The 22,012-nt window shown below is 71.8% G+C and carries 14 protein-coding genes; 8 read left to right on the top strand and 6 right to left on the bottom strand.

The window, feature by feature from the left end; translation table 11 throughout:
• Positions 1-20: 20 nt before the first annotated feature.
• Both ACIG5F_RS39605 and ACIG5F_RS39600 read right to left on the bottom strand, forming a co-directional pair.
• Complete coding sequence (locus ACIG5F_RS39605; RefSeq protein WP_396525219.1) at positions 21-1,229, bottom strand: acyl-CoA dehydrogenase family protein; 1,209 nt, start codon at positions 1,227-1,229, stop codon at positions 21-23.
• A 3-nt stretch (positions 1,230-1,232) separates the two neighbouring features.
• Entirely contained in the window at positions 1,233-2,156 is a 924-nt protein-coding gene (locus tag ACIG5F_RS39600; RefSeq protein ID WP_396525218.1) for a zinc-binding dehydrogenase, read from the bottom strand.
• 219 nt (positions 2,157-2,375) lie between these two features.
• Here ACIG5F_RS39600 and ACIG5F_RS39595 point away from each other — a divergent pair, with 219 nt between their 5' ends.
• Positions 2,376-2,798 (top strand): winged helix-turn-helix transcriptional regulator, encoded by a 423-nt coding sequence (locus tag ACIG5F_RS39595; RefSeq protein ID WP_396525216.1) that lies wholly within the window; start codon positions 2,376-2,378, stop codon positions 2,796-2,798.
• Positions 2,799-2,867: 69 nt separating this feature from the next.
• On the opposite strand, the gene ACIG5F_RS39590 is transcribed toward ACIG5F_RS39595, so the two are convergent.
• The 4 genes from ACIG5F_RS39590 to ACIG5F_RS39575 all read right to left on the bottom strand — a co-directional run bounded on the left by ACIG5F_RS39590 (position 2,868) and on the right by ACIG5F_RS39575 (position 6,059).
• The gene (locus ACIG5F_RS39590; protein WP_396525214.1) at positions 2,868-3,836 is read right to left on the bottom strand and encodes an alpha/beta fold hydrolase; all 969 of its coding nucleotides are present in this window, start codon (positions 3,834-3,836) and stop codon (positions 2,868-2,870) included.
• Between the two features lie 133 nt (positions 3,837-3,969).
• Entirely contained in the window at positions 3,970-4,323 is a 354-nt protein-coding gene (locus ACIG5F_RS39585) for a hypothetical protein (protein ID WP_396525213.1), read from the bottom strand.
• Positions 4,313-5,083, bottom strand: a complete 771-nt coding sequence (locus ACIG5F_RS39580) for a hypothetical protein (protein WP_396525212.1) — start codon at positions 5,081-5,083, stop codon at positions 4,313-4,315. Before ACIG5F_RS39580 ends, ACIG5F_RS39585 begins: the two co-directional genes overlap by 11 nt.
• Positions 5,084-5,087: 4 nt before the next feature.
• Entirely contained in the window at positions 5,088-6,059 is a 972-nt protein-coding gene (locus tag ACIG5F_RS39575) for an LD-carboxypeptidase (RefSeq protein WP_396525211.1), read from the bottom strand.
• A 176-nt stretch (positions 6,060-6,235) separates the two neighbouring features.
• Here ACIG5F_RS39575 and ACIG5F_RS39570 point away from each other — a divergent pair, with 176 nt between their 5' ends.
• The 7 genes from ACIG5F_RS39570 to ACIG5F_RS39540 are packed head-to-tail and all read left to right on the top strand — an operon-like array spanning position 6,236 to position 22,006.
• Entirely contained in the window at positions 6,236-7,222 is a 987-nt protein-coding gene (locus tag ACIG5F_RS39570) for a hypothetical protein (protein WP_396525210.1), read from the top strand.
• The gene (locus tag ACIG5F_RS39565; RefSeq protein WP_396525209.1) at positions 7,219-8,589 is read left to right on the top strand and encodes a DUF6002 family protein; all 1,371 of its coding nucleotides are present in this window, start codon (positions 7,219-7,221) and stop codon (positions 8,587-8,589) included. Before ACIG5F_RS39570 ends, ACIG5F_RS39565 begins: the two co-directional genes overlap by 4 nt.
• Positions 8,586-10,334: an amino acid adenylation domain-containing protein gene (locus tag ACIG5F_RS39560; protein WP_396525208.1), complete on the top strand. Its 1,749-nt coding sequence runs from the start codon at positions 8,586-8,588 to the stop codon at positions 10,332-10,334. Before ACIG5F_RS39565 ends, ACIG5F_RS39560 begins: the two co-directional genes overlap by 4 nt.
• 5 nt (positions 10,335-10,339) lie before the next feature.
• Positions 10,340-11,644, top strand: a complete 1,305-nt coding sequence (locus ACIG5F_RS39555; RefSeq protein ID WP_396525207.1) for a polyketide synthase — start codon at positions 10,340-10,342, stop codon at positions 11,642-11,644.
• The gene (locus ACIG5F_RS39550; protein ID WP_396525206.1) at positions 11,641-13,926 is read left to right on the top strand and encodes a lantibiotic dehydratase; all 2,286 of its coding nucleotides are present in this window, start codon (positions 11,641-11,643) and stop codon (positions 13,924-13,926) included. Before ACIG5F_RS39555 ends, ACIG5F_RS39550 begins: the two co-directional genes overlap by 4 nt.
• Entirely contained in the window at positions 13,923-17,267 is a 3,345-nt protein-coding gene (locus tag ACIG5F_RS39545) for an amino acid adenylation domain-containing protein (protein WP_396525205.1), read from the top strand. Before ACIG5F_RS39550 ends, ACIG5F_RS39545 begins: the two co-directional genes overlap by 4 nt.
• The gene (locus ACIG5F_RS39540) at positions 17,264-22,006 is read left to right on the top strand and encodes an SDR family NAD(P)-dependent oxidoreductase (protein WP_396525204.1); all 4,743 of its coding nucleotides are present in this window, start codon (positions 17,264-17,266) and stop codon (positions 22,004-22,006) included. The genes ACIG5F_RS39545 and ACIG5F_RS39540 overlap by 4 nt, the downstream gene beginning before the upstream one ends.
• Positions 22,007-22,012: the final 6 nt, after the last annotated feature.

Raw genomic sequence — 22,012 nt, 5'->3', positions numbered from 1 at the left:
TGTGCCGGCCCGGTGGTGTTTCAGCGATAGCGTTTGAGCTCGTTGCGGGCCAGCGATCGGCGGTGCACCTCGTCGGGGCCGTCGGCGAACCGCAGCGTGCGGGCGTGCGCCCACAGTTCGGCCAGCGGGAAGTCCTGGCTCACGCCGCCGGCGCCGTGGGTCTGGATCGCCTTGTCGATCACCCACTCGGCCATCGACGGCGTGACGATCTTGATCGCCTGGATCTCGGTGTGCGCGCCCTTGTTGCCCACGGTGTCCATCAGCCAGGCCGTCTTGAGCACCAGCAGCCGGGCCTGCTCGATCCGCACCCGCGCCTCGGCGATCCACTCCCGCACGACGCCCTGCTCCGCGAGGGGCTTGCCGAACGGCGTGCGGTTGTGGGCGCGGGCGCACATCAGGTCGAACGCCCGCTCGGCCATGCCGATCAGGCGCATGGCGTGGTGGATGCGACCGGGACCGAGGCGGGCCTGCGCGTTGGCGAAGCCGTCGCCCTCGGCGCCCAGCAGGTTGTCCACCGGCACCCGGACGTCGGTGAACTCGATCTCGGCGTGACCGCCGTGCGGGCCGTGGTCGTAGCCGTACAACGTCATTCCCCGCCTGACGTGCACGCCGGGAGTGTCCAGAGGGACCAGGATCATGCTCTGCTGGCGGTGCCGTGACGCGCCCGGATCGGTCTTGCCCATCACCACCAGCAGCTCGCAGAGCGGACTGAGCGCCCCGGACGACCACCACTTGCGGCCGTTGACCACGTACTCGTCGCCGTCCCGCTCGATGCGGGTGGCGATGTTGGTGGCGTCGGACGAGGCCACGTCCGGCTCGGTCATGCAGAACGCCGACCGGATCTCCCCGTCCAGCAACGGACCCAGCCACCGCTTGCGCTGGACGTCCGTGCCGACCAGCGCCAGCAACTCCATGTTGCCGGTGTCCGGGGCCGAGCAGTTCAGGGCCTCGGGGGCCAGACTCGGGCTGCGGCCGGTGATCTCGGCCAGCGGCGCGTACTGGAGGTTGGTCAGGCCGGCGCCGAGCTCGTGGTGCGGCAGGAACAGGTTCCACAGCCCGCGCTCACGGGCGTCCTGCTTGAGCTCGTCGATCACCGGCAGCCGCGCCCAGGGGGCGGTGTGGTCGTACTGCTCGGCGAACAGCGTCTCCGCCGGATGGACGCGCTCGTCCATGAACGCCAGCAGCCGGTCGCGCAGGTCCTCGGTGACGCTGTCGTAGCGGAAGTCCATCGCTCACTGACCGACTCGGAGCACGGCCTTGCCCCGGATGCGGCGTTCGCGCAGGTCGGTGAGGATCGCGGAGGTCAGCGACCAGTCCTCGGCGCGGCCGATCTCCGGGTGCAGCCGGTCGGTGTGCACCAGGCGGACCAGGGTCGCCAGGTCGACGCCGTCCGGCTCGTCGCTGTCGGCGTAGTGGAAGTGCCGGACGGTCGCCGACTCCGGGCCGGCGAAGAAGCCGAAGAAGCTGAACGTCGCCGGCTCGCGGCTGGCCTGGCCGAACCAGATGAACTGGCCGCGCTTGCGCAACTTGGCCAGCGCCTGCGGGGCCGACTCGGCGCCCACCGACTCCAGCACGATGTCGTACCGGCCGGTGGCGTCCGCGACGTCGTGCACGACCTCGGCCGCTCCCAGCGCCGTCAGCCGCTCACCGCGTTCCGCGGAGCCGCTGACCGCGGTGACCTCGGCGCCCGAGGCGTGCGCGAGCTCGACGAAGTAGTGGCCGACACCGCCGGAGGCGCCGGTGATCAGGATCCGCTTGCCCACGATGCTGCCGGCCGTGCGCAGCAGGCGGATCGCGGTCAGGCCGGCGAGCGGGAGCGCCGCGGCGGTCTCGAAGGAGACCTCGTCGGGCAGTTCCGCGATCGACGACGTGCGGACCGTCGCCCGTTCGGCCCAGCCGGCCTTCGGCGGGTGGGCGACGACCCTTGTGCCCACGGCCGGACCCGAGCCGTCGGCGGCGGCGACCACCACGCGGCCGGCGATGTCCTTGCCCGGCAGCAGCCCCTCCTTCGGGCGCATCAGCAGGAACATCTCGCCACGGTTGACCGAGAACGCCTCCACCGCGATCACGGCCTCGTCGGGCTGCGGCGCGGGCTCGGGGCGTTCCTGGAAGTGGACCAGCTTCTCCGGGTCGCCGGTGGGCAGGAGGGCTTTCACAGTGGGCTCCTCGACACGATGTGTAACGGCGTTCTCGACCGTAGGAGCGCAGGCCGCGGGCCCGGAAGACGGCACTCCCGGGTGGTGAGGGAACCGCGAGGAAACCCAGCCGGTCCAGCCGCCGGGTCGCACCAGCCAGTGACGTGAGTCACTTCCGCGGCCGGTTAAGAATGCGCGAGGTGGGTCCGTGTCCGGGCGCCGCTGACTACCATGGTGGCCATGGCTGAACAACGGGCTGTGCGGTGGAACATGATGAAGGCTGCCTGCCCGACCCGGCAGGTCATCGACCGGATCGCCAACAAGTGGACCATGATGGTGATCCTGTCGCTCGAGGAGGGCACGCTGCGGTTCTCCGAGCTGCGCGGCCGGATCGAGGGCGTGTCCCAGAAGATGCTCACCCAGACCCTGCGCGGCATGGAGTCCGACGGCCTGATCGAGCGGACCGTCTACCCGACCGTGCCGGTCACCGTCGAGTACACCCTGACCGAGCTCGGCGCGAGCCTGTCCAGCACGATGGACGTCGTGCGGCAGTGGGCGTACGGGCACATCGGTGACATCGAGGCCGCCCGCCAGGACTACGTGCAGCGCGCCGACGAGTCCGACGCCTCCGAGAACTCGGCCAACGCGGTCCGCGCCAGCTGAGCCGGATCCACCGACGTATTTCCGCAGGCCAGCGCCTACGTCCGAGCCGTTGTGGCCAAGCCGGGGTGATCAGCCGAGGTCGCGGAGAAACCCGAGCAGCAGCCGGTTCACCTCGTCCGTCGCCTCCATCTGGACGAAGTGGCCGATGCCGGGCAGCACGTGCACGCCCCGCAGGCCCGGCACCGTCGCCCGCATGGCCCGCACCGCCGATTCGCCGAGCATCAGCTGCACCGGGTCGCGGTCGCCGGTGATGTAGAGGGTGGGCACCGTGACCGGCTCGTCGGGGCGGGCCAGCTTCTCCCGCCAGATGCGGTCGGCCGCCCGGTACCAGTTCAGGCCGCCGGTGAATCCCGTGCGGGCGAAGATGTCCACGTAGACCGCGAACTCCTCCGCCGGCAGCCATGGCCACGGCAGCGGCGGCGCCGCCGGAAGCGCGTCCAGGTAACCGTTTCCCTCACTCCGGCTCCGATAGACCGCCCGGTAGTCGCCGCCTCCGCTCAACGCCCAGAACACCTTGCGCAGGAACGCTTCCGGGTTCGCGTCCAGTTCCCTCTCGGCCACCCCCGGGCGCTGGAAGTAGTGCATGTGGAAGAAATGCCGCGCCGCCACCGCTTCGTACGCCTCCGTCGGCCGCACCGGGCTCGCCGCCGGCCGGGGCACGCTCAGCACCACCAGGCCCCGCACCCGCCCCGGCGCCCACTGCGGCAGATCCCACGCCAGCGCCGCCCCGAAGTCGTGTCCGACGAACACCGCCTCCTCGATGCCCAGCGCGTCAAGCAACCCGATCATGTCCGCCACCGTGCTCCGCCGGTCATACGCCCCCGCGTCCCCCGGCCGTCGGCTCCCTCCGTACCCCCGCATATCCGGCGCGACCGCCCTGAACCCGTGCTCCGCCAACACCGGCAGCTGCCGCCGCCAGCTGTAGGCCAGTCCCGGAAACCCGTGGCACAACACCACCGCCGGCCCCGTCCCCGCCTCCACCACCCAGAGCCCCTCGACCTGCCGCCCGTTCGGGCCCGGTGATCCGGAATCCGCCATGTGGGTTCAGTCCCAGTAGTTGAAGAGCGCTTCGCCCAGGCTTTCGGGCCGCCAGTCAGTCCCCGGTCGCATCCGCCGCCGCGTGGCATGCCCGCCGGAAACCGCGAACGTCCGCCATGCCGTGACGATATCCTCAGTCCTCGAGTCGCCGGAACACCTCGGGAAACGCGCCCGAGTCGTGCAGATGGGCGATCACCCGCACCATCCCGTCGATCCCGGGCTCGCGCACGATCAGCCCGTCCGGACACCAGAAGTACCGCCCGCCAAGGCATTCCCCGCTGTCGGCCCAGCCAGCCAGCAGGCGCTCGACCTCGGCCACGGTGAAGATGGTCGCACTCCACCGCGAGCCGTCGGGTCGGCGAACCTCGGCGTCGACGTCGCAGACCTCGTCGAGATCGTCATCGCCGGCGAGGAAGCTCGCTTCGAACTGCCCGGTGCGGACCCGGTACCACGGCCCGTCCCACCGGCTGGTCACGTCACTGGTCACCGCCAGAGCATGCCAGTCGGAGTCGCTCGTCGGGCGGGAAGACGCCGGTGGCCAGGTACGCGTTCCAGTCGGCCGACGTGAACACGCAGTTGCCGGAGCGGATGCGGTCGAAGCGGCCGGCGGTCATGCGGACCGCCTGCCACAGGGCGATGTCGGCGTCGTGCTCGCGCCGCATGGTGACGCTGCCGTCCCGGTGCAGCATGCAGAACACACCATGGTCGGTGGTCGCGAGCCGGTCCCGCGCCTGGAGGAAGCAGCCGTCGATGTCCTGATCCACCGCCCGGGGCTCGGGACCCCCGATGAGCCGCCAGACGACCGGTGCGCCCAGGAGTTCGCCGACGTGGCGGGACCAGAAGCGGCCATCCCGGGCGTCGGGGGAGGCCACGGTGAGCTCGTCGCCGGTGTAGGGCTCGGTCCGACGGTGCACGGTGTCGACGTGGCGGACGGTGAACTCGTTGGCCACCAACACCACCGAGCCGTCGATCTCGATCGCCATCCGGCCGTAGCGCGGCGAGGCCGACACCGCTGGGCCGAGACGCGCGGTCGGAGGTTCGAACGCGAAGGGCGCATCGGCGACCAGTTCGTGCACCTCGACCACCTCGACATCGCCCGGCCGCAGTCCCAGATGGACGGTCTGCTCCAGCCTGAGGGTGACGGCCCCGGAGTCGGAGCGGGCGGCGTCGAGCAGGAGGCCGTCCTCGAAGCCGTCGCGCTCGTCGAGCCAGGTGTCCAGCGCGGCGAGGTCGCGGATGCGGTCCATCGGGCTACCGTACGGCCGGTTCGAGCAGGGACAGGGTGCGCTGCTGGGCGTCGAGGGCGACGCGGATGCCGGTGGGCATGGGGAGGTTGGGGCCGGCGTGGCCGAAGTCGACGTTGCCGAGGACGGGGATGTCGCGGGGGCCGAGGACGTCGAGGACGATCTCGGGGAGGGTGGGCGAGTCGAGGCCGTCGATGGCGTACGGGACGCCGACGACCATGCCGGCGATGCGGTCGAGGATGCCGGCGTGGCGCAGCACGTGCAGATAGCTCCACACGTATGCCGACAGACCGCCCATTTCCTCCCAGAACAGGACGGCGCCCTCGAACTGGTCGAGGGGGAGGGCAAAACGGGTGGCCTGGTTGAAGACGATGCGGTTGATCACCCCGCCGATGAGCCGGCCCTCGGCGCGGCCGTGGCGCCAGCACTCCCAGGACGGACTGGTGGGCAGCGGGCCGATGGGCGTGGGAGAGGTCAGCAGCCGGGTGTAGAGGTCGGCCAGTTGGGCCTGGCGCGCGGGGGAGGAGGCGGACCAGTGCATGCCGAGCCCACGGGTGGCGAGGTCGGCATGGAAACCGACGAGGCCGGTGCGCGCGTAGAGCACGAGATGCAGCAGTGAGATGTCGCTGTAGCCGAGGATGGGCTTGGGATCGGCCACGACCGCGTCGAAGTCGATCAGGTCGACGTAGCCGAACGCCGTCTGGCCGCCGTCGTGGGCGATGATCGCCCGGACCTCGGGATCACGCAGCAGGGCGTTGAACTCGCTGACGATCTCGGCCGGCGTGGCGGCGCTCCACCAGTGGCTCCGCCCGGCCTCGAGCAGGGGCGCCCGGCGCACGCGGAAGCCCATCCGGGCGAGCACGGCCATCGCCTCGTCGAGATCGGGCTCGTACTCGGCGTGCAGCGGCCCGGACAGCGAGGCGATGACGACGAGGTCCCCAGGCTTGAGGGCCCGAGGTCGAAGCAGTTGCGGCAGCACCGCCGCAGTCTGCCGGCGCCGGCGGCCGCCCGCCACGCATTTACCGTCCCGGCCTCGTGGTGGGAGGCCCCTACTCGGCCGGGAATTCTTCCCGGTTGCTTCCCGGGTCCGTCCCTGGCTCCCGGGCAAGGCGGCCACATAGCGTGCGACGACACCGGAGGGGAACGGGGGCTGTGATGGCGGGTCGTGTCACGCGCACCCTCGTGGTGATCGGCACCGGCTCGCTCGCGAACGCGCTGTGCGACGCGTTCGCCTGCGTGGCAACGGAACCGGTCGAGGTGCTGGTGGTCGGCCGGGACCAGGGCAAGGCCGCGCAGCTGTGTCAGCTGGTCGGTGTACGCGCCGTGCTCGCCCGGTCACCGGTGGTGTTCCACGACGCGGGCTACGAGGATTTGGCCCGGTTGCTGGAAAGTCGGCGGCCGGACGGCGTTGTCGTCTGCGCATCGAGGCAGTCGCCGTGGGAAGGGCCGTCGGCCTGGACGGATCTCCTGGCCCGGGAGGGATTCGGGCTGTCCCTGCCGCTGCACGCGGACATCGCCGCGAGGACCGGCCGCGCGATCATGGCGGCGAGCCCGGAAACCTGGCTGGTGAACGCGTGTTTCCCGGACGCCGTGAACCCGCTGCTTGCCGCTCAGGGCATTCCGGTGATCTGCGGCGTCGGCAACGTGGCGACACTGGCGGCGGCCTTGCAGGCGGCGCTCGGGCTGCCGGACCAGAGCCGGTTGCGGTTGGTGGCTCACCACCTCCATCTGCACGCCCCGGACACCGTCGCCGACGAAGCGCTCGCGTGGCTGGACGGGACGCCGATCGCCGATGTCACAACGTTGTTGGCCGCGCAGCGGTCGGTCGATCGCGCGGCCGCGAACCGCGTCACCGGGCACACGGCGGCGCTACTGCTGGACACACTGCTCACCGGGGACGAGATGGACACGCATGTGCCCGGGCCGAACGGACTGCCCGGCGGCTATCCGGTGCGGATCCACGGCGGCAAGGTGTCGCTGCGCCTGCCCGGCGGCTTGAGCGAGGCCGAAGCGGTCGCCCGTAACGAGAAGTCGGCCACGCGCGACGGCGTGCGGGCCGACTCGGACCTGGACACGCTGCTCAAGCTGCGTGACGAACTGCGCGCCCGCCCCAGCGCCCGTCGGACGGAGAGCCACCGATGATCTCGGACCCGGTGACCGGCAACCTGCTGCTCGACTTTCCCGATCTGATCGCCCAGGCGGTGGCCGAGTGCGTCGACGACCCGTCGCCGGTGACGCGCGACCCGGCGGCCTTCGCGCCCGGCTTCGACCTGCCCGAGCCGGACGCGGCGTTCCGGGCCTTCGCCGCGGCCGCGACGGCGGCGTGGTCGCCCCTGGGCGACTATCGCGGCCACCGGCTGACCTTGCTGGACCTGGCCGGCAATCCCGGCGCCAACACCACCAAAACCTTTGCCTCGCTGCTGATCGTGGCGCGGGCGGTGCAGCACATCCGCCGCACCGGCGAGCCGATCGTGATCTTCTCGCCGACCTCGGCCAACAAGGGCACGGCGCTGCGGGACGCTGTGCTGCGCGCGATCGACACCGGCCTGGTCGCCCCGGAGCAGCTGCGGGTGGTGATCCTCGCCCCGGCGGCCTGCCGGGACAAGCTCCGATCCAGCCGACTCGCCACCGATCCCGGCCTGCGTGCGCTGAATCCGTTGCTGGTGCACGACGGCACGCCGGCGGAGACGGTCAAGCAACTCGGGCGCGAATTCGTTGACACGCATGCTCAGCGGCTCAAGCGCGAGCACGGCCTGAACCTGTGGTTCTCCTTGGCACTGCCCAACTATCTGGTGGCCGACACCGCACGCGCGATGTTCGAGCACACCGTCGATCCGACGGACAAGACTGACACGCCACGGGTGCACGCCCACGCTGTGTCCAGCGCGTTCGGCATGCTGGGCTACCACCGCGGCCGGGCGGTGCTGGAGAAGGCCGGGCTGGCGACCGAGGCCAGCCGCCCGGCGACCCTGCTCGTGCAGCACATGGCCACCCCGGACATGGTGCTCTCGCTGCGGCACGGGAGCTTCGACCGGGGCAATTTCCCTTCCTACGTCGTCGATCCCGAGGCCGGCCTGTTCCATCAGATCGGCGCCGACCCGCACTTCCCGATGGTCACCCACGACCCGGCCGAGGTGCTGGACCCGACCTTCTACACCCGGCGGCCGGCCACGTCGCCGGAGATGAACGCGCTGATCTCCCGGCACGGCGGCGACGGGATCGTGGTGTCGCTGCACGAATGCGTGCAGCGGTATCCGGAGATCCGGGCCCGGCTGGCCGGGCACGAGCGCGGCCTGCCCTCGGACTTCCGCACGCTGCGCGAATGGTCGCTGGTAATGGCGATGACCGGCGTGTTCAACGCCGCCGACCGGGGCTTGCTCGACCGGGGCGCCGACATCGTTGTGCACGGCTCGGGCTGGTACTCCACGGCCGACTACGAGCCGCTCCAGCACACGTCCACTGTGGATACCGTGGCGGATATCGCGGCCGCGGTGGAGGCTGGTGCATGACCGACACCGTCACCGGGCTGTTCGCCCGACAAGTCATGGCGCACCCGGACAATCCCGCGGTGATCGACGACGAGGGCGTGCTCACCTACCGCGAGCTGGCCGCGCGGGCCACGGCGGTCGCGGCGGTGGTGCGGCGGCACAGCGGCGACCGGCCAGTGGGCCTGTTGTGCCGACACGGCGGCGTCATGATCGCCGGTATGCTCGGCGTGCTGCTGGCCGGCCGGCCGTACGTGCCGTTGGACCCGACCTTCCCCGAAGGTCGATTAGCCTACCAGTTAAGCGATTCCGGCGCGGATCTGCTGCTGACCGACGACCCCGGCCATCCCCTGGCCGCCTCCGCGCGGCGCGTGGTGGAGATCGATCCAGTACTGGCCGGAGCGTCCGAAGTGGACATCGAAGGGCCGGCAGGACCGGATGATCTCGCCTACCTGCTCTACACCTCGGGCTCCACCGGCTGGCCGAAGGGCGTCTGGCAGAACCACCGCAACGTGGTTTTCGCCGCCCACAACCACATTCGGAACCGGGCGATCACACCGGCGGACCGGACGAGCGTGCTGACGGCGTTCGGGTTCGACATGTCCGTGACCGACACCTATTCCGCGCTGCTGTCCGGCGCTGCCGCCGCTCCGATCGACATCCGCCGGCACGGCCTGGCCGGGCTCGCCGATCTGCTCGCCGACCGCGGGGTGACCATCTACCACTCCACTCCCACGGTGTACCGGTACCTCGTGGCGAGCCTGGGGGAGCGGCGCCTGTCCGACATCCGGGTCGTGCTGCTCGGCGGCGAGGACGTCACCGCCCGCGATGTCCGCCTGTGCCGCCAGCACTTCGGGTCGGACTGCGTGTTCGTCAACGGCTACGGCGCTACCGAGGTCAGCTTCATCGCGCAGAACCCGATCACCGGGCCGGCGCCTGAGGACGGACCGCTGCCGATCGGCCGGCCCCTGCCGGGGCTGGAGGTCCGGCTCGTCGGTCCGGACGCCCCCGCCTCGGGGGAGATTCTGGTGCGCAGCAAGCATGTCGCCCTCGGCTATCACGGCCGCGAGGACGACACCAAGTTCGGTGTGCTGGACGGCGAACGCACCTACCGGACCGGTGATCTCGCGCGGTGGCTGCCCGACGGCACGCTGGCGTTCCTCGGCCGGGCCGATCGGCAGGTCAAGATCCGCGGCTACCGGGTCGAACTCGGCGAGGTCGAGAGCCGGCTGGCCGACGTGCCGGGCGTGGCCCAGGCGGCGGTGATCGCCCGTCCGGCCGGCCCCCACGGGGAGCTGGAACTGGTCGGCTATGTGGTGACGAGCGGCGACGCCGACACCGGGGCGCTGCGCGATGTGTTGCCCGACTACATGGTGCCGCGGGTCATCGTGCCGCTGGCCGAACTTCCGTTGACGGTCACGGGAAAACTGGACGTGGCCGCGCTGCCCGAGCCTGAGGCGTCGCCGACGGCCGAGCCGGCCGCGGAGCACGACCTGATCGCCGAGGCCTGGCGGCAGGTGCTCGGCCTGCCGTCGGTCGGCCCGGACGACCACTTCCTCGAGGTGGGCGGACATTCGTTGCAGATGGGGCTGGTGCAGCAGCGGCTGGAACGGTCGCTGGGCCGGCGGCTGCCGATGGCGACCCTGTTCGCGTACCCGACGATCCGGTCCCTCGCCGCGCATTTGTCCGGCGCGAGCGAAGGCCCGGAGCCGGTGGCCGGTCGGGCCGCACTGCGCCGCCAGGCCCGCGCGCGAAGAGTGGGCAGGTGACCGAGATGTCCACTGTGGAAGATCAGATCGCCGTGGTCGGCATGGCCTGCCGGGTGCCCGGTGCGCCGGATGTCGACACGTTCTGGCGCAACCAGCTCGACGGCGTCGACTCGATCCGCCGTGGCCCCAGTGCCGATCCGAACTTCGTGGCCGCGTATGGACACCTGGACGGGCTGACCGACTTCGATGCCGAATTCTTCGGCTACAGCGAGGAAGAGGCCGTCCTGATCGACCCGCAGCACCGGCTGTTCCTGGAGGCCGCGCACTCGGCGCTGGTCGATGCCGGTCACCGGGCCGACGGCCGTGCGCTGGTCGGCGTCTACACGGGAATCGGGGCCAACCGGTACTTCCTCGGCCACGTGCTCGGCCGACTGGCCGACTGGGAAGCCGCGATTCCCGGCAGCACGCCCGACTACCTGCCGGCGCGGGTCGCCTACAAGCTGGACCTGTCCGGGCCGGCCGTGGCCGTGCAGACGGCGTGTTCTTCCTCGCTGGTCGCGGTCTGCCAAGCGGCACAAGCGCTCCTGGATTACCGCTGTGATCTCGCGGTCGCCGGTGGGGCGGCGGTCGCCTCGACCCGACAGGACGGCTATCGCCGCACCCAGGGCGATTCCCTGTCCTCGGACGGATTCTGCCGCCCTTTCGATGCCACGGCGACCGGCATGGTGTTCGGCAATGGGGCCGGAGCCGTTGTCCTCAAACGGCTTCCGGACGCGATCGCCGACGGCGACGGCGTGCTCGCGGTGCTGCCCGGCTGGGCGGTGAACAACGACGGCGCGGCGCGGGCCGGGTTCTTCGCGCCCAACCTGGCCGGCCAGACCCGGGTCGTGACGGAGGCACTGGCCGCCGCCGAGCTCGATGCCGACACCATCGGACTCGTCGAGGCCCACGGCACCGGCACGCTGGTCGGCGACGCCATCGAGGTCGCTGCCCTGACAAAGGCCTTTGGCCGCAACGGTTCCTGTGCGCTGCGGTCGGCCAAGAGCGCCATCGGCAACCTCGACGCCGCCGCCGGAGTCGTCGGTCTCATCCGGGCGATCTGCTCGGTGCGGGACGGCCTCATCCCGCCGCAGCTGCATTTCGCCACGCTCAACCCGGAGTTGGACGCGGGGCCGTTCACGATCGACAGCTACACGACGAAGTGGGCGGATGAGCCCCGGCGGGCAGGCGTCAGCTCGTTCGGGCTCGGCGGCACCAACGCCCACGTGATCGTCGAACAAGCCGCCCGAGACCCCGGTGAACGGCCGGCGGCGCCGCGGTTCAACCGCCGGCGGCACTGGCTCGAGCCCACGGAAGGAGCGCGGCCATGAGCGGCGAGCACCTGGTGCCACTGGGCGACACCGGCTGGTCGGTATGGCGGGACGCGGTGCTGCGTGGCACCGGATTCCCGATCGACGGGCTGGCCCGGTTCACCGCGCCGGACTGCGCCAAGGCCGCCGACGCGTTCCTGGCCGGCGACGCCGACGAGCGGCTGTTCGAGGAACGGTTCGAGCAGGCGCTGGCCGCGGGCGCGGCGACGTGCGTGGAGCTGGCCGGCGACCCCCGGCTGCGCGAGGCGATCACGTGGCAGAGCACGACCGCCCTGGTGGTGCTGGACAGCCTGCGCCGGGCCGGCGTCGGCGGCTACCGCAAAAACAGCACCTGGCGGCAGCGGCACCGGCTGGTCGCCAAGTACTGGCAGCGGTACTGCGCCAAGAACGAGACCATCGGGTTTTTCGGCCCCTGCGCCTGGATCACGCTCGATCCTGACGCCCCCGCGCTGACCGCGCGCGTCGGCGAAGGCCTGATCCGCAAGCGGGCGGTGGACTTCGAGTACTGGGCGCTCAATGCCGTCGCGCACTCGCTGGCCGAGGACTCGGCGGTGCGCCGCTGGCTGCCACCCGCGCTGGCCCCGCACCTGACTTTGACCGAACGTCAAGTGCTCCGGCCAGCGTTGCCTCCGGTTCCGGTGTCCACTGTGGATGCCGAGGTGCTGCGTCGATGTGACGGGCGACAGCCGGCCGTGGCGATTGTCGAGGCGCTGGTGGCCGACGGCGTGGTGCGGGGCGAGGACGACGGCTACCTGTTGTTGGACCGGTTGGCCGAGCGGGAACTGTTGACCTGGCGGGGAGATCTGCCGCAGGGACCACAGGCTGAGTCGGTGCTGCGCCGGCTGCTGGCCGGCATCGGCGACGCCGAGACGCGGGCCAGGGCCACCGCCGCCTTCGGCCGGCTGTCCAATGCCCGCGACAAGGTCGCCGAGGCGGCCGGTGACCCCGAGCAGGTCGGCACAGCGTTGGCCGCCGCCGGCGAGGTGTTCACGGAGATCACCGGCAGGTCGGCGTATCGCCATGCCGGACAGTCCTATGTGGGCCGTGGGTTGTGTGTCGAGGACACGACCCGTGACGTCGATGTGGTGCTGGGCGGGCGCTTGCTGGCCGAGCTGGCCGAGCCGATGGCGTTGGTGCTCCAGGCCGCGCGCTGGCTGACCGCCGAACTCGCGCAGGCCTACCGGCGGGCGCTGCGGGACGTGTATGAGGATCTGGCCGCGCAGGGCGAGGTTCGGCTGTCCGAGATCTGGTATCTGGCGCAGGGCCTGCTGTTCGGCGCCGGCGAGCGACCGGTGGACGAGGTGACCCGGGAGTTCAGCCGGCGATGGGCGACCGTGTTCGGCGCGACGTCCGACCATGTGTTGCGGCTGTCCTCGGCCGATGTGGCGGCAGCCGTGCACTCGGTCTTTCCGGCCGACCGGCCGGGGTGGTCGGCCGGTCGGTTGCACAGCCCCGATCTGCTGCTGTGCGCGCAGGACGTGGCCGCGGTCGACCGTGGCGACTTCCTTGTCGTGCTGGGCGAATTGCACACCGCGTGGCAGACCCTGGACGGCGCGTTCCTCACCCGGTGGCACCCGGACCAGCCGGCCCTGGCCCGCGCGCTGGCGGAAGACATTGGCGGGCAACGGATCCTGCCGCTCTACCCGGCGGACTGGCCACGCTACACCGGCCGGCTCTCGCACACCATGGACAGCCCGACCGACCGCCAGCTGGGCTTTGTCGCCGCGCCCGGTGCGGATCCGGACCGGTTGCTGCCGGCGACCTCGGTGCTGGTGCGGCCGGGGCCGGAGGGTGAACCCGTGGCCCAGGCGCCGGACGGGCAGACCTGGCCCTTGCTGGAGATGTTCTCCGCGCTGCTGTCCATGCAGGCGGCGGAGGCGTTCAAGGTCGTCGGCGACGCGCCGCACACCCCGCGAATCATGGTGGACAAGCTGGTCGTGGCCCGCGAGACCTGGCGCACGACCGTCGACGCGACCGGACTCACCGTCCCCACCGGGGATCGGGACCGGTACCTGGCGGTGCGCCGCTGGCAGCGGGAACTCGGCCTGCCGGACCGGGTTTTCGTCAAGCTGGAGGCCGAGGTCAAGCCGTTCTACGCCGACCTGACCAGCCCGGTCTACACCGACCTGCTGTGCGTGATGCTGCGCAGCGCCGGCCAGGGCCGGGTGACCGTCACCGAGGTGCTGCCGGACGTCAACCAGCATTGGCTCCGCGACGCCGAAGGACGGCGCTACTCCAGTGAACTGCGGTTGCACATGGTCGATCCGGCGGCGGCGCGATGACCCTCGGCGAGCTGTTCCTGGCCCAGGCGCGGCGAACTCCGGACGCGGTCGCGGTCCGGCAGTGGGACGTCGTGTTGACGTACCGCGAGCTCGCCGGCCGCGCCGGGGCGCTCGCCCGCGCGTTGCGGGCGGTCGGCGCGGGTCCGGAGGCGCGGATCGGCATCTGCCTGCCGCGGACGCCCGATCTGCTCGTCGCGGTATGGGGTGTGCTGCTGTCCGGCGCTGCCTACGTGCCGTTGGACCCGAGCCACCCGACGGCCCGGCGGGCGGAGATCGCCGCCGACGCCGGGGTCGTTCACGTGGTGGATCACGTGGCCGACGCCGTCCTCGATATGGACGATGTGTCCATCAGCGGCGGGCAGCCCGACGATCTTGCCCACGTGCTCTATACCTCGGGGTCGACCGGGCGGCCAAAGGGCGTGCTCACCACGCATCGCAACATCGCCGAGTTCGCCGCCACCATCGCCGCCCTCACCGGGGTCGGCGCGGGGACAAGGATGTCGGGGATCGTGTCGCCGGCCTACGACGGCTTCACCCTGGACGTCTTCGTCCCGTTGCTGGCCGGCGGATCCGTGCAGCTGGCCGGCGACGCCGACCGGGCCGACGCCGGTCGGCTGGCGGAATTCCTGCGCGAACACGGTGTGACCTGGGCCTTCATCACGCCGGTTCTGTTGCGGTTGCTGGACGGCAGCCGACTGCCGGACCTCCGGGAGGTGCTGACCGGCGGCGAGGTGACCGAGCCCGCCCAGGTCGAGCGCTGGACCGCACCGGGCCGGAGCCTGTGGAACCTCTACGGCCCGACGGAGATCACCGTCGCCGCGACCGCCCAGCGGCTGACCGGCCGCTGGACCGAGCCGCTGCCGATCGGCCGCCCGCTGGCCGGCTACCGGGTGCACCTCGTCGACGACGACCTGCGCCCCGTGCCTGCCGGGACCCCGGGCGAACTCCTGGTCGGCGGGGCGGGCTTAGCCCGCGGTTACCTCGGCAATCCCGCCTTGACCGCCGAGCGCTTCGTGCCCGACCCCTTCGGCCCGCCCGGCTCCCGCCTCTATCGCACGGGGGACATCGCGCTGCGTCGCCCCGACGGAGCCCTGGACTTCCTCGGCCGCCTGGACGCCCAGGTCAAGATCAGCGGCCAGCGGGTGGAACCGGCCGAGATCGAGGCCGTGCTCCGGGAAGCAGTCGGTCAGGTCGCGGTCGAGGCGCTGCCCGGGCCGCACGGGGTGGAGCTGGTCGCGTTTGTGGACGGAGTGTCCAGCGAAGAGGCCCTTCGCGACCACTGCGCTACCCGCTTGACGCCGGTCATGGTGCCGAGGCGCTTCGTGTTCCTGGACCGGCTGCCGGTCGATCCGACCACCGGCAAGGTCGACCGGGCCCGGTTGCGCCGGATAGAGGTGCCGGACGACACCGAGCTGCCGGCCGATCCGGTTGAGCGGCAGGTGGCGGAGCTGTGGCGCGAGGTGCTCGGGACGACACCCCGGCGGGACCAGGACTTTCTGGCTGCCGGTGGGCATTCCATCGCGGTGATGCGGCTGGTCGCGGCGATCCGGGACGGCCTGGGGCGCGACGTCACCGCACAGGACGTCTTCGACGGCCGGACGCTCGCTGGTGTGGCGGAGCGCGTGGCCAAGGCCAATGTGCTGACCAGGACGGAACCACCGGTCGGGACGCCGCCGATGCTGTCGCCGTCCCAGCGCCGGCTGTGGTTCCTGGACCGGCTCGCGCCGGGCAGCGCGGCGTACAACATCCTCTTCGCGGAGCGGCTGACCGGTCAGCTGGATGTGCGCACGCTGGCCGCCGCATTGTCCACTGTGGCCGAACGGCACGACGTGCTGCGGTGGCGGATCACCGACACCGGGGGGATTCCCACCGCGGTGTGTGACCCGCCGGCCGAGGTCTCGTTGCCGGTGGCAGACCTGATCGAGGGGGAGATCCCGGCCCGGCTGGCGGCGGACGTGGGCACGCCCTTCGATCTGACCAAGGGGCCGGCGTGGCGAGCCCGGCTGCACCGCATCGGGGCGAACGACCATGTCCTGAGTGTGGTGCTGCATCACGCGGTCGCCGACGGCTGGTCGAAGTCCGTGCTGTACCGCGAGCTCTCCGCGGCCTATGCCGGCACTGCCCTGCCGCCGAGGAAACATGGCTATGCGGACTACGCGGCGTGGCGGACCCGCCGCGACGAAGGTGCCGTGGACAACGACCTGGCCTGGTGGACCGAACACCTGGCCGGCGCGCCGACGGTGCTGGATCTGCCCCGGGATCGGCCCCGCCCGCCGGTGCAGACCTACAACGGCCGCACGGCGGCAAAACTCCTCCCGATGGAGCTCGGAGCGACGATCCGGGGCTTCGCGGCCGAGCACGCGAGCACGCCATCGCTGGTGGTGCTGGCGGCCTTCGGGGAGTTGCTGCGCCGGCTGACCGGCCGGCCCGACAACGTCGTCGGCGTGGTCGCGGCCGACCGCGGCGAACCGGCGTTCGCGGACCTGATCGGCTTCTGCGTGGACATCGTGCCGGTGCGGCTGCGACCGGAGGGCGGCTTTGCCGCCGCGGTGTCGGCGTGCCGCGCGGAATTCCTTGATGTCACGGCGCATCCGGCCGCCGCGCTGGAGCGGATCGTCGACGCCATGCGGCTGCCCAGGGATCCGTCGCGGGGCCCGCTGGTGCAGGTTCTGTTCAACGTCTTCAACTTCGACCAGGCGACGCTGTCCCTGCCGGAGGTCCGCAGCGCGCCGATTCCGATCGCGGTGCCGGGCTCGCCGTTCGACGTGACGATCTATCTGTCCGAACAGGACGGACAATTGGCCGTCGAAGCGGCCTACAACCCCGATCTGTACGACCATGAGCGGATCGACGGGCTGCTGGCCGACTACATCGCCCTGCTGGCCGCGCTCATCGCCGATCCGACGAGTCCGATGACCGAGGTTGCCACCGCACTCCCGGACCCGGCCCGCCGCCACACTGTGCCCGAGACCCAGCCAACTCCGTTGCGCCCCATGGGGTCGGACGCTGCGCCGGCCACGCCGACCGAGCTGGCCATCGCCGGGGTCTGGCGGCGGGTGCTCGGCCTGGACACGGTTCGGGCCACGGACAACTTCTTCGACGTCGGCGGCCGTTCCTTCGACCTCGTCGCGGTGCAGGCCGGGCTGGCCGAGCTGTTCGACCGGGAGATCCCGGTGGTGGACCTGTTCCGCTACCACAACATCCGCGCCCTCGCCGGACACGTCGACGGCGTCGCCGAGAACCGGCCGCTCGCGTCGGCCGCGCGGCGCGCCACCGCCCGCCGCGAGCGAGCCCGCCGCCGGACCGCGGTTCGCGCCGCTGAACAGGAGACCGACACATGACCGAACACGGTTTGGAGCCGATCGCCATCGTCGGCATGGCCGCCCGGGTGCCGGGCGCCGCCGACGTGAACCAGTTCTGGCGCAACCTGGTCGACGGCGTCGAGTCGGTCACCTTCATGACCAGGGAGGAACAGCTGGCCGCCGGGGTGCCGGAGGCGAACCTGGCCGACCCCAACTGGGTTCCGGCGGCGGCCATGGTGGACAAGGTGGATCGCTTCGACGCCGGCCTGTTCGGCATGTCCGCCCGTGAGGCCGAGATCGCCGACCCGCAGAACCGGCTGTTCCTGGAGGCCGCGCACACCGCGCTGGAGGACGCCGGCCACGACCCCGCCCGCTTCGACGGCGCGATCGGCGTCTACGGCGGCACCGGCGTGCCCAACTACGAGTGGCGAAACCTCCGTGGCAACGCCAAGTTGTGGCCGGCACTGGCCGGCAACCTCATGGTGTCCAGCTGGAACTACCCGGACTACGTGGCGACCATGGTGTCCTACAAGCTCGGGCTGACCGGCCCGAGCCTGACCGTGCACACGGCTTGTTCGACGTCGCTGGTCGCGGTGCACCTGGCGGCGGAAGCGTTGCGGCAGGGCGAATGCGACATGGCGCTGGCCGGCGGCGTGTGTGTGGAGTTGCCGCACGGTTGGGGCTACGCCGGGCTCGCCGGCCTCAACTCGACCGACGGGCACTGTCGGCCGTTCGATGCCCGGGCCGACGGCACGCTGTGGAGCAGCGGCGTCGGAGTTGTCGCGCTGCGGCGGCTTTCCGACGCGCTCGCCGACGGTGATCATGTGCGCGCGGTGATCCTGGGCAACGCCATCAACAACGACGGCTCCGACAAGGTCGGGTTCTCCGCGCCGAGTGTGCAGGGCCAGGTCGCCTGCGTCGCCCAGGCGCTGGCCGTCGCGGACGTCGACCCGCGAACCGTCGGCTACGTCGAGGCGCACGGCACCGGCACCGCGCTGGGCGATCCGATCGAGGTCGCCGCGCTGACCGCCGCCTACGGGGACGGCGTCCCGGACCGACAGTGGTGCGGCATCGGCTCGGTGAAGTCCAACATCGGCCACCTCAGCCAGGCCGCGGGCGTGGTCGGTCTGATCAAGACCGCGCTGGCGCTCGAACACCGGCTGATCCCGCCGTCGATCAACTTCGAGTCGATCAACCCCGAGATCGACATCGAGGCCAGCCCGTTCTACGTGGCCGGCACACTGTCCAAATGGGACGCCAACGGGACGCCGAGGCGGGCGGCGGTCAGCTCTTTCGGCTTCGGCGGCACCAACGCGCACGTGATCCTGGAGGAAGCGCCCGCGCCGGAGAGGCCCCGCCCGACCTCGAACCAGCCGGCCTATCTGCTGCCCGTGTCCGCGCAGTCGGAGGCGGCGCTGGCGGACTCGGTCGAGCAGCTGGCCCGACACCTCGACCACCATCCCGATGCCGACCTGGCCGATGTGGCGCACACCCTGTGGACCGGCCGGGCCGTCCGGGAACACCGCGCCTTCGTGGTCGCGGCGGACTCGGAGTCGGCGGCGGAGGCGTTGCGGGACAAGAAGGTCCGCACCGGTCAGGGCAATGGCCGGCACCGGGTGGCGTTCTTGTTCACCGGTCAGGGCGGGCAGTATGCCGGCATGGCCGCCGAACTGCACCGCACTGAGCCGGTGTTCGCGGCCACAGTCGACCACTGCGCCGCAGTCCTGGAACCGTTGCTGGGCCTGGACATCCGAACGTTGATGTTCGGGACGGACGGCGACACCTTGGGCCAGACCCGGTACACGCAACCGGCGCTGTTCGTGCTGGAGTACGCGCTCGCGACGCTGTGGCGGGACCGCGGTGTCGAGCCGGCGGCGATGATCGGCCACTCCATCGGCGAGCTGGTCGCCGCGACCGTGGCCGGCGTGTTCGAGCTGTCGGACGCGTTGCGCCTGGTGGCCACGCGCGGGCGGCTGATGCAGTCGATGCCGGCCGGCGCGATGCTCGCGGTGCAGTTGGACGAGTCCGAGATGGCGGGTCGGCTGGCCGGCGCCGGATGTGCGGTGGCGACCGTCAACGCGCCCGGCACGTGCGTTGTGGCCGGGCCGCCGGACGCGGTGGCGGCCATCGCGGAAGACCTGGCGGCGCAGGGCATTTCGTGCCGCCGGCTGCGCACTTCGCACGCCTTCCACTCGCCGATGATGGAACCGATCCTGGACGAGTTCATGGTGGCGGTGGAGGCCGTGCCGCGTCGGGCCCCGCGGTTGCCGTTCCTGTCCAACCTGACCGGCGGCTGGATCACCGAGGAGCAGGCTCGCGACGCCGCGTACTGGGCCGACCAGCTGCGCCAACCGGTCCGGTTCGGCGACTGCGTGTCGACGCTGCTGGCCGACGGCGACTGGGCGGTGATCGAGTGCGGTCCCGGCCGGACCCTGGCCGGCCTGGTCCGGCAGCGGCTGCCCCGGTCGGCGATGGCCCCGCTGGCCAGCCTGCCCGGCCCGACCGAGCGGACCGGCGACCTGGCCACGCTGTACGGGACCGTCGGCGAGCTGTGGCTGGCCGGTCTGCCGGTGCAGCCGTTCGGGCCGCCCGGCCGCCGGACACCGCTGCCGACCTACCCGTACCAGCGCGACCGGCACTGGATCGACGCGGATCCCGTTGGCGCCGCGCCGATGCCGACGGCCGACGTGGACCAGCCGTTCGAGCAGTGGTTCAAGGTGCCGGTCTGGCGGCAACTTCCGGCCGCGACCGGGCAGTTCGGGTTCGACGACGACTGTCTGGTCTTCGTGGCCGGCGCGCGGGGCGCGTCCCTGGCCGAGGCGATGCGGGCCGACGGCGTTGCCGTCACCGAGGTGCGGCCGTCCGACCTGGCGACCAAGGCCGACTACGACCGGCTGGTCGCCGACGGCGTCCCGAGCCGGATCGTGCACGCGTGGGCGCTGGACGCGGATCCGGCCGCAGATGCCTGGCCGGCGCAGGAAACCGGGTTCTTCAGCCTGCTGTGGCTGGGACAGGCGCTGGCCGGGCGGCCAGCCGAGGTCCATATGGACATTGTGTCCTCGGGGGTCGAGGACGTTCTGGGCGGCGATCTGACCCACCCGGAACAGGCCACTGTGGACGGTGTGGCCCGGGTCCTTCCGCTGGAGCTGACCTGGGTGACCGTGCGGCGGATCGACGTGCATCCGGACCACACCACAACCGGTGAGCTGCTCGGCGAGCTCCGGTCCCCGTTCGACGCGTCACTGACCGACGCCTGGCGGACGGTCGCGCTGCGGGCCGGTCGGCGGTGGGCGGTCGGCCACCAGCCGGTGCCCCTGCCCAACGGCCCCGAAGGGGTGCGGACCGAGGGGCGCTACCTGATCACCGGCGGCCTGGGCGGGGTGGGCCTGAGCATCGCCGAGGACCTGGCGACGCGGTCGCGGGCCCGGGTGGTGCTGCTGTCCCGATCGGGGCTGCCGCCCCGTGAGGACTGGGACACGCAGCTGTCGATCCACGGCCCCGCCAGCCATATCGGCCGGGCGATCGCGGCGATCCGCCGAATGGAGCAGGCCGGCGGTCGGGTGCTGGTCGTTGCCGCCGACGTGACGGATCCGGCCGACCTGGGACGGGTGCGGGCCCGGGCGGTGGCCGAATTCGGTGGCCTGGACGGCATCGTGCACGCCGCCGGCCTGCCCGGTGGCGGCGTCGCCGAACTCAAGGACCGGGCGGCGGTGACCGCCGTGCTCGCACCGAAGCTGGCCGGCCCGCCGGCGCTGAAGCAGGCCTTCGGGGACCTGGCGCTGGATTTTGTGCTGCTGTGCTCGTCGACCGTCGCCTTCGCCGGCGGGTTCGGCATGGTCGACTACTGCGCGGCCAACGCGTTCCTCGATGCCTACGCGCGCAGCGATCACGGTTGGCCGTGCCGCGTGCTGTCGGTGAACTGGGGCGGCTGGCTCGAGGTCGGCATGGAGGTGGACGGCCTCGGCGGCGCGGCCGATCGCGACGCCGCCCGGCTGGCCGTGCCGGTCGAGCATCCGATCCTGCGCCGCCGCAGCGGTTTGGCCTGTTGGGGCCGACTGACCGGCGGGACGATGTCGGCCGACGACCACCTGGCCGTCGTCCGAGCCGGCGCGGCCGAGTGCGGGCTCGGGACCGTTGACCTGAGTGACGTCGTCTTCGGGCCATCACTGTCCATTCCGGACGGCGGGGTGGCCGAATACCGGGTGGAGTTCGGCGAGAGCGGTGGGTTCATCGTCACCAGCCGGCGCGAGGGCGTGCGCACCGAACACGCTCGGGGCGGTCGCGTGCCTCGCCGGGACGAGCCGGCGGCGCACACTCGTGGCATCCGGCCGGAGCAGGGCGCGGAGGCGTTCCGCCGGGCGCTGACCGTGGACCTCGGCCCCCAGGTCGTGATCAACACCGAGGCGCTCGGCGACATGCTCACCCGGGTTCGCCGGCCGGCGGTGGAACGCCTCGCCGACGCGCCCGTGGTCGAAAAGCCAGTGGCGGAGCCGGTTTCCGCGCTGGCGGCGACGCTGTGTGGGATCTGGGCCGAGACCATCGGCGTCGAGCGGGTGTTCGTCGACGACGACTTCTTCGAGCTGGGCGGCAATTCGCTGGTCGCCGTGCAGCTGATCGCCCGGATCAGCCGCGAGGCCGGCGTGCGGCTGCCGATGCGCACCCTGTTCGACACGCCGACCGTCGGCGGGCTCGCGGCCCGCATCGAACAGCTCAGGGCGGCCGAGCCCGCCGCCCCGACGCCCACGGCGGGCATCACCCGCCTGGCCCGCCGGAAGTAGGGAGAC

This window comes from Kutzneria sp. NPDC052558, assembly GCF_044547355.1.
Classification (GTDB): Bacteria; Actinomycetota; Actinomycetes; order Mycobacteriales; family Pseudonocardiaceae; genus Kutzneria.
This window is presented reverse-complemented; position numbering and strand designations above follow the sequence as displayed.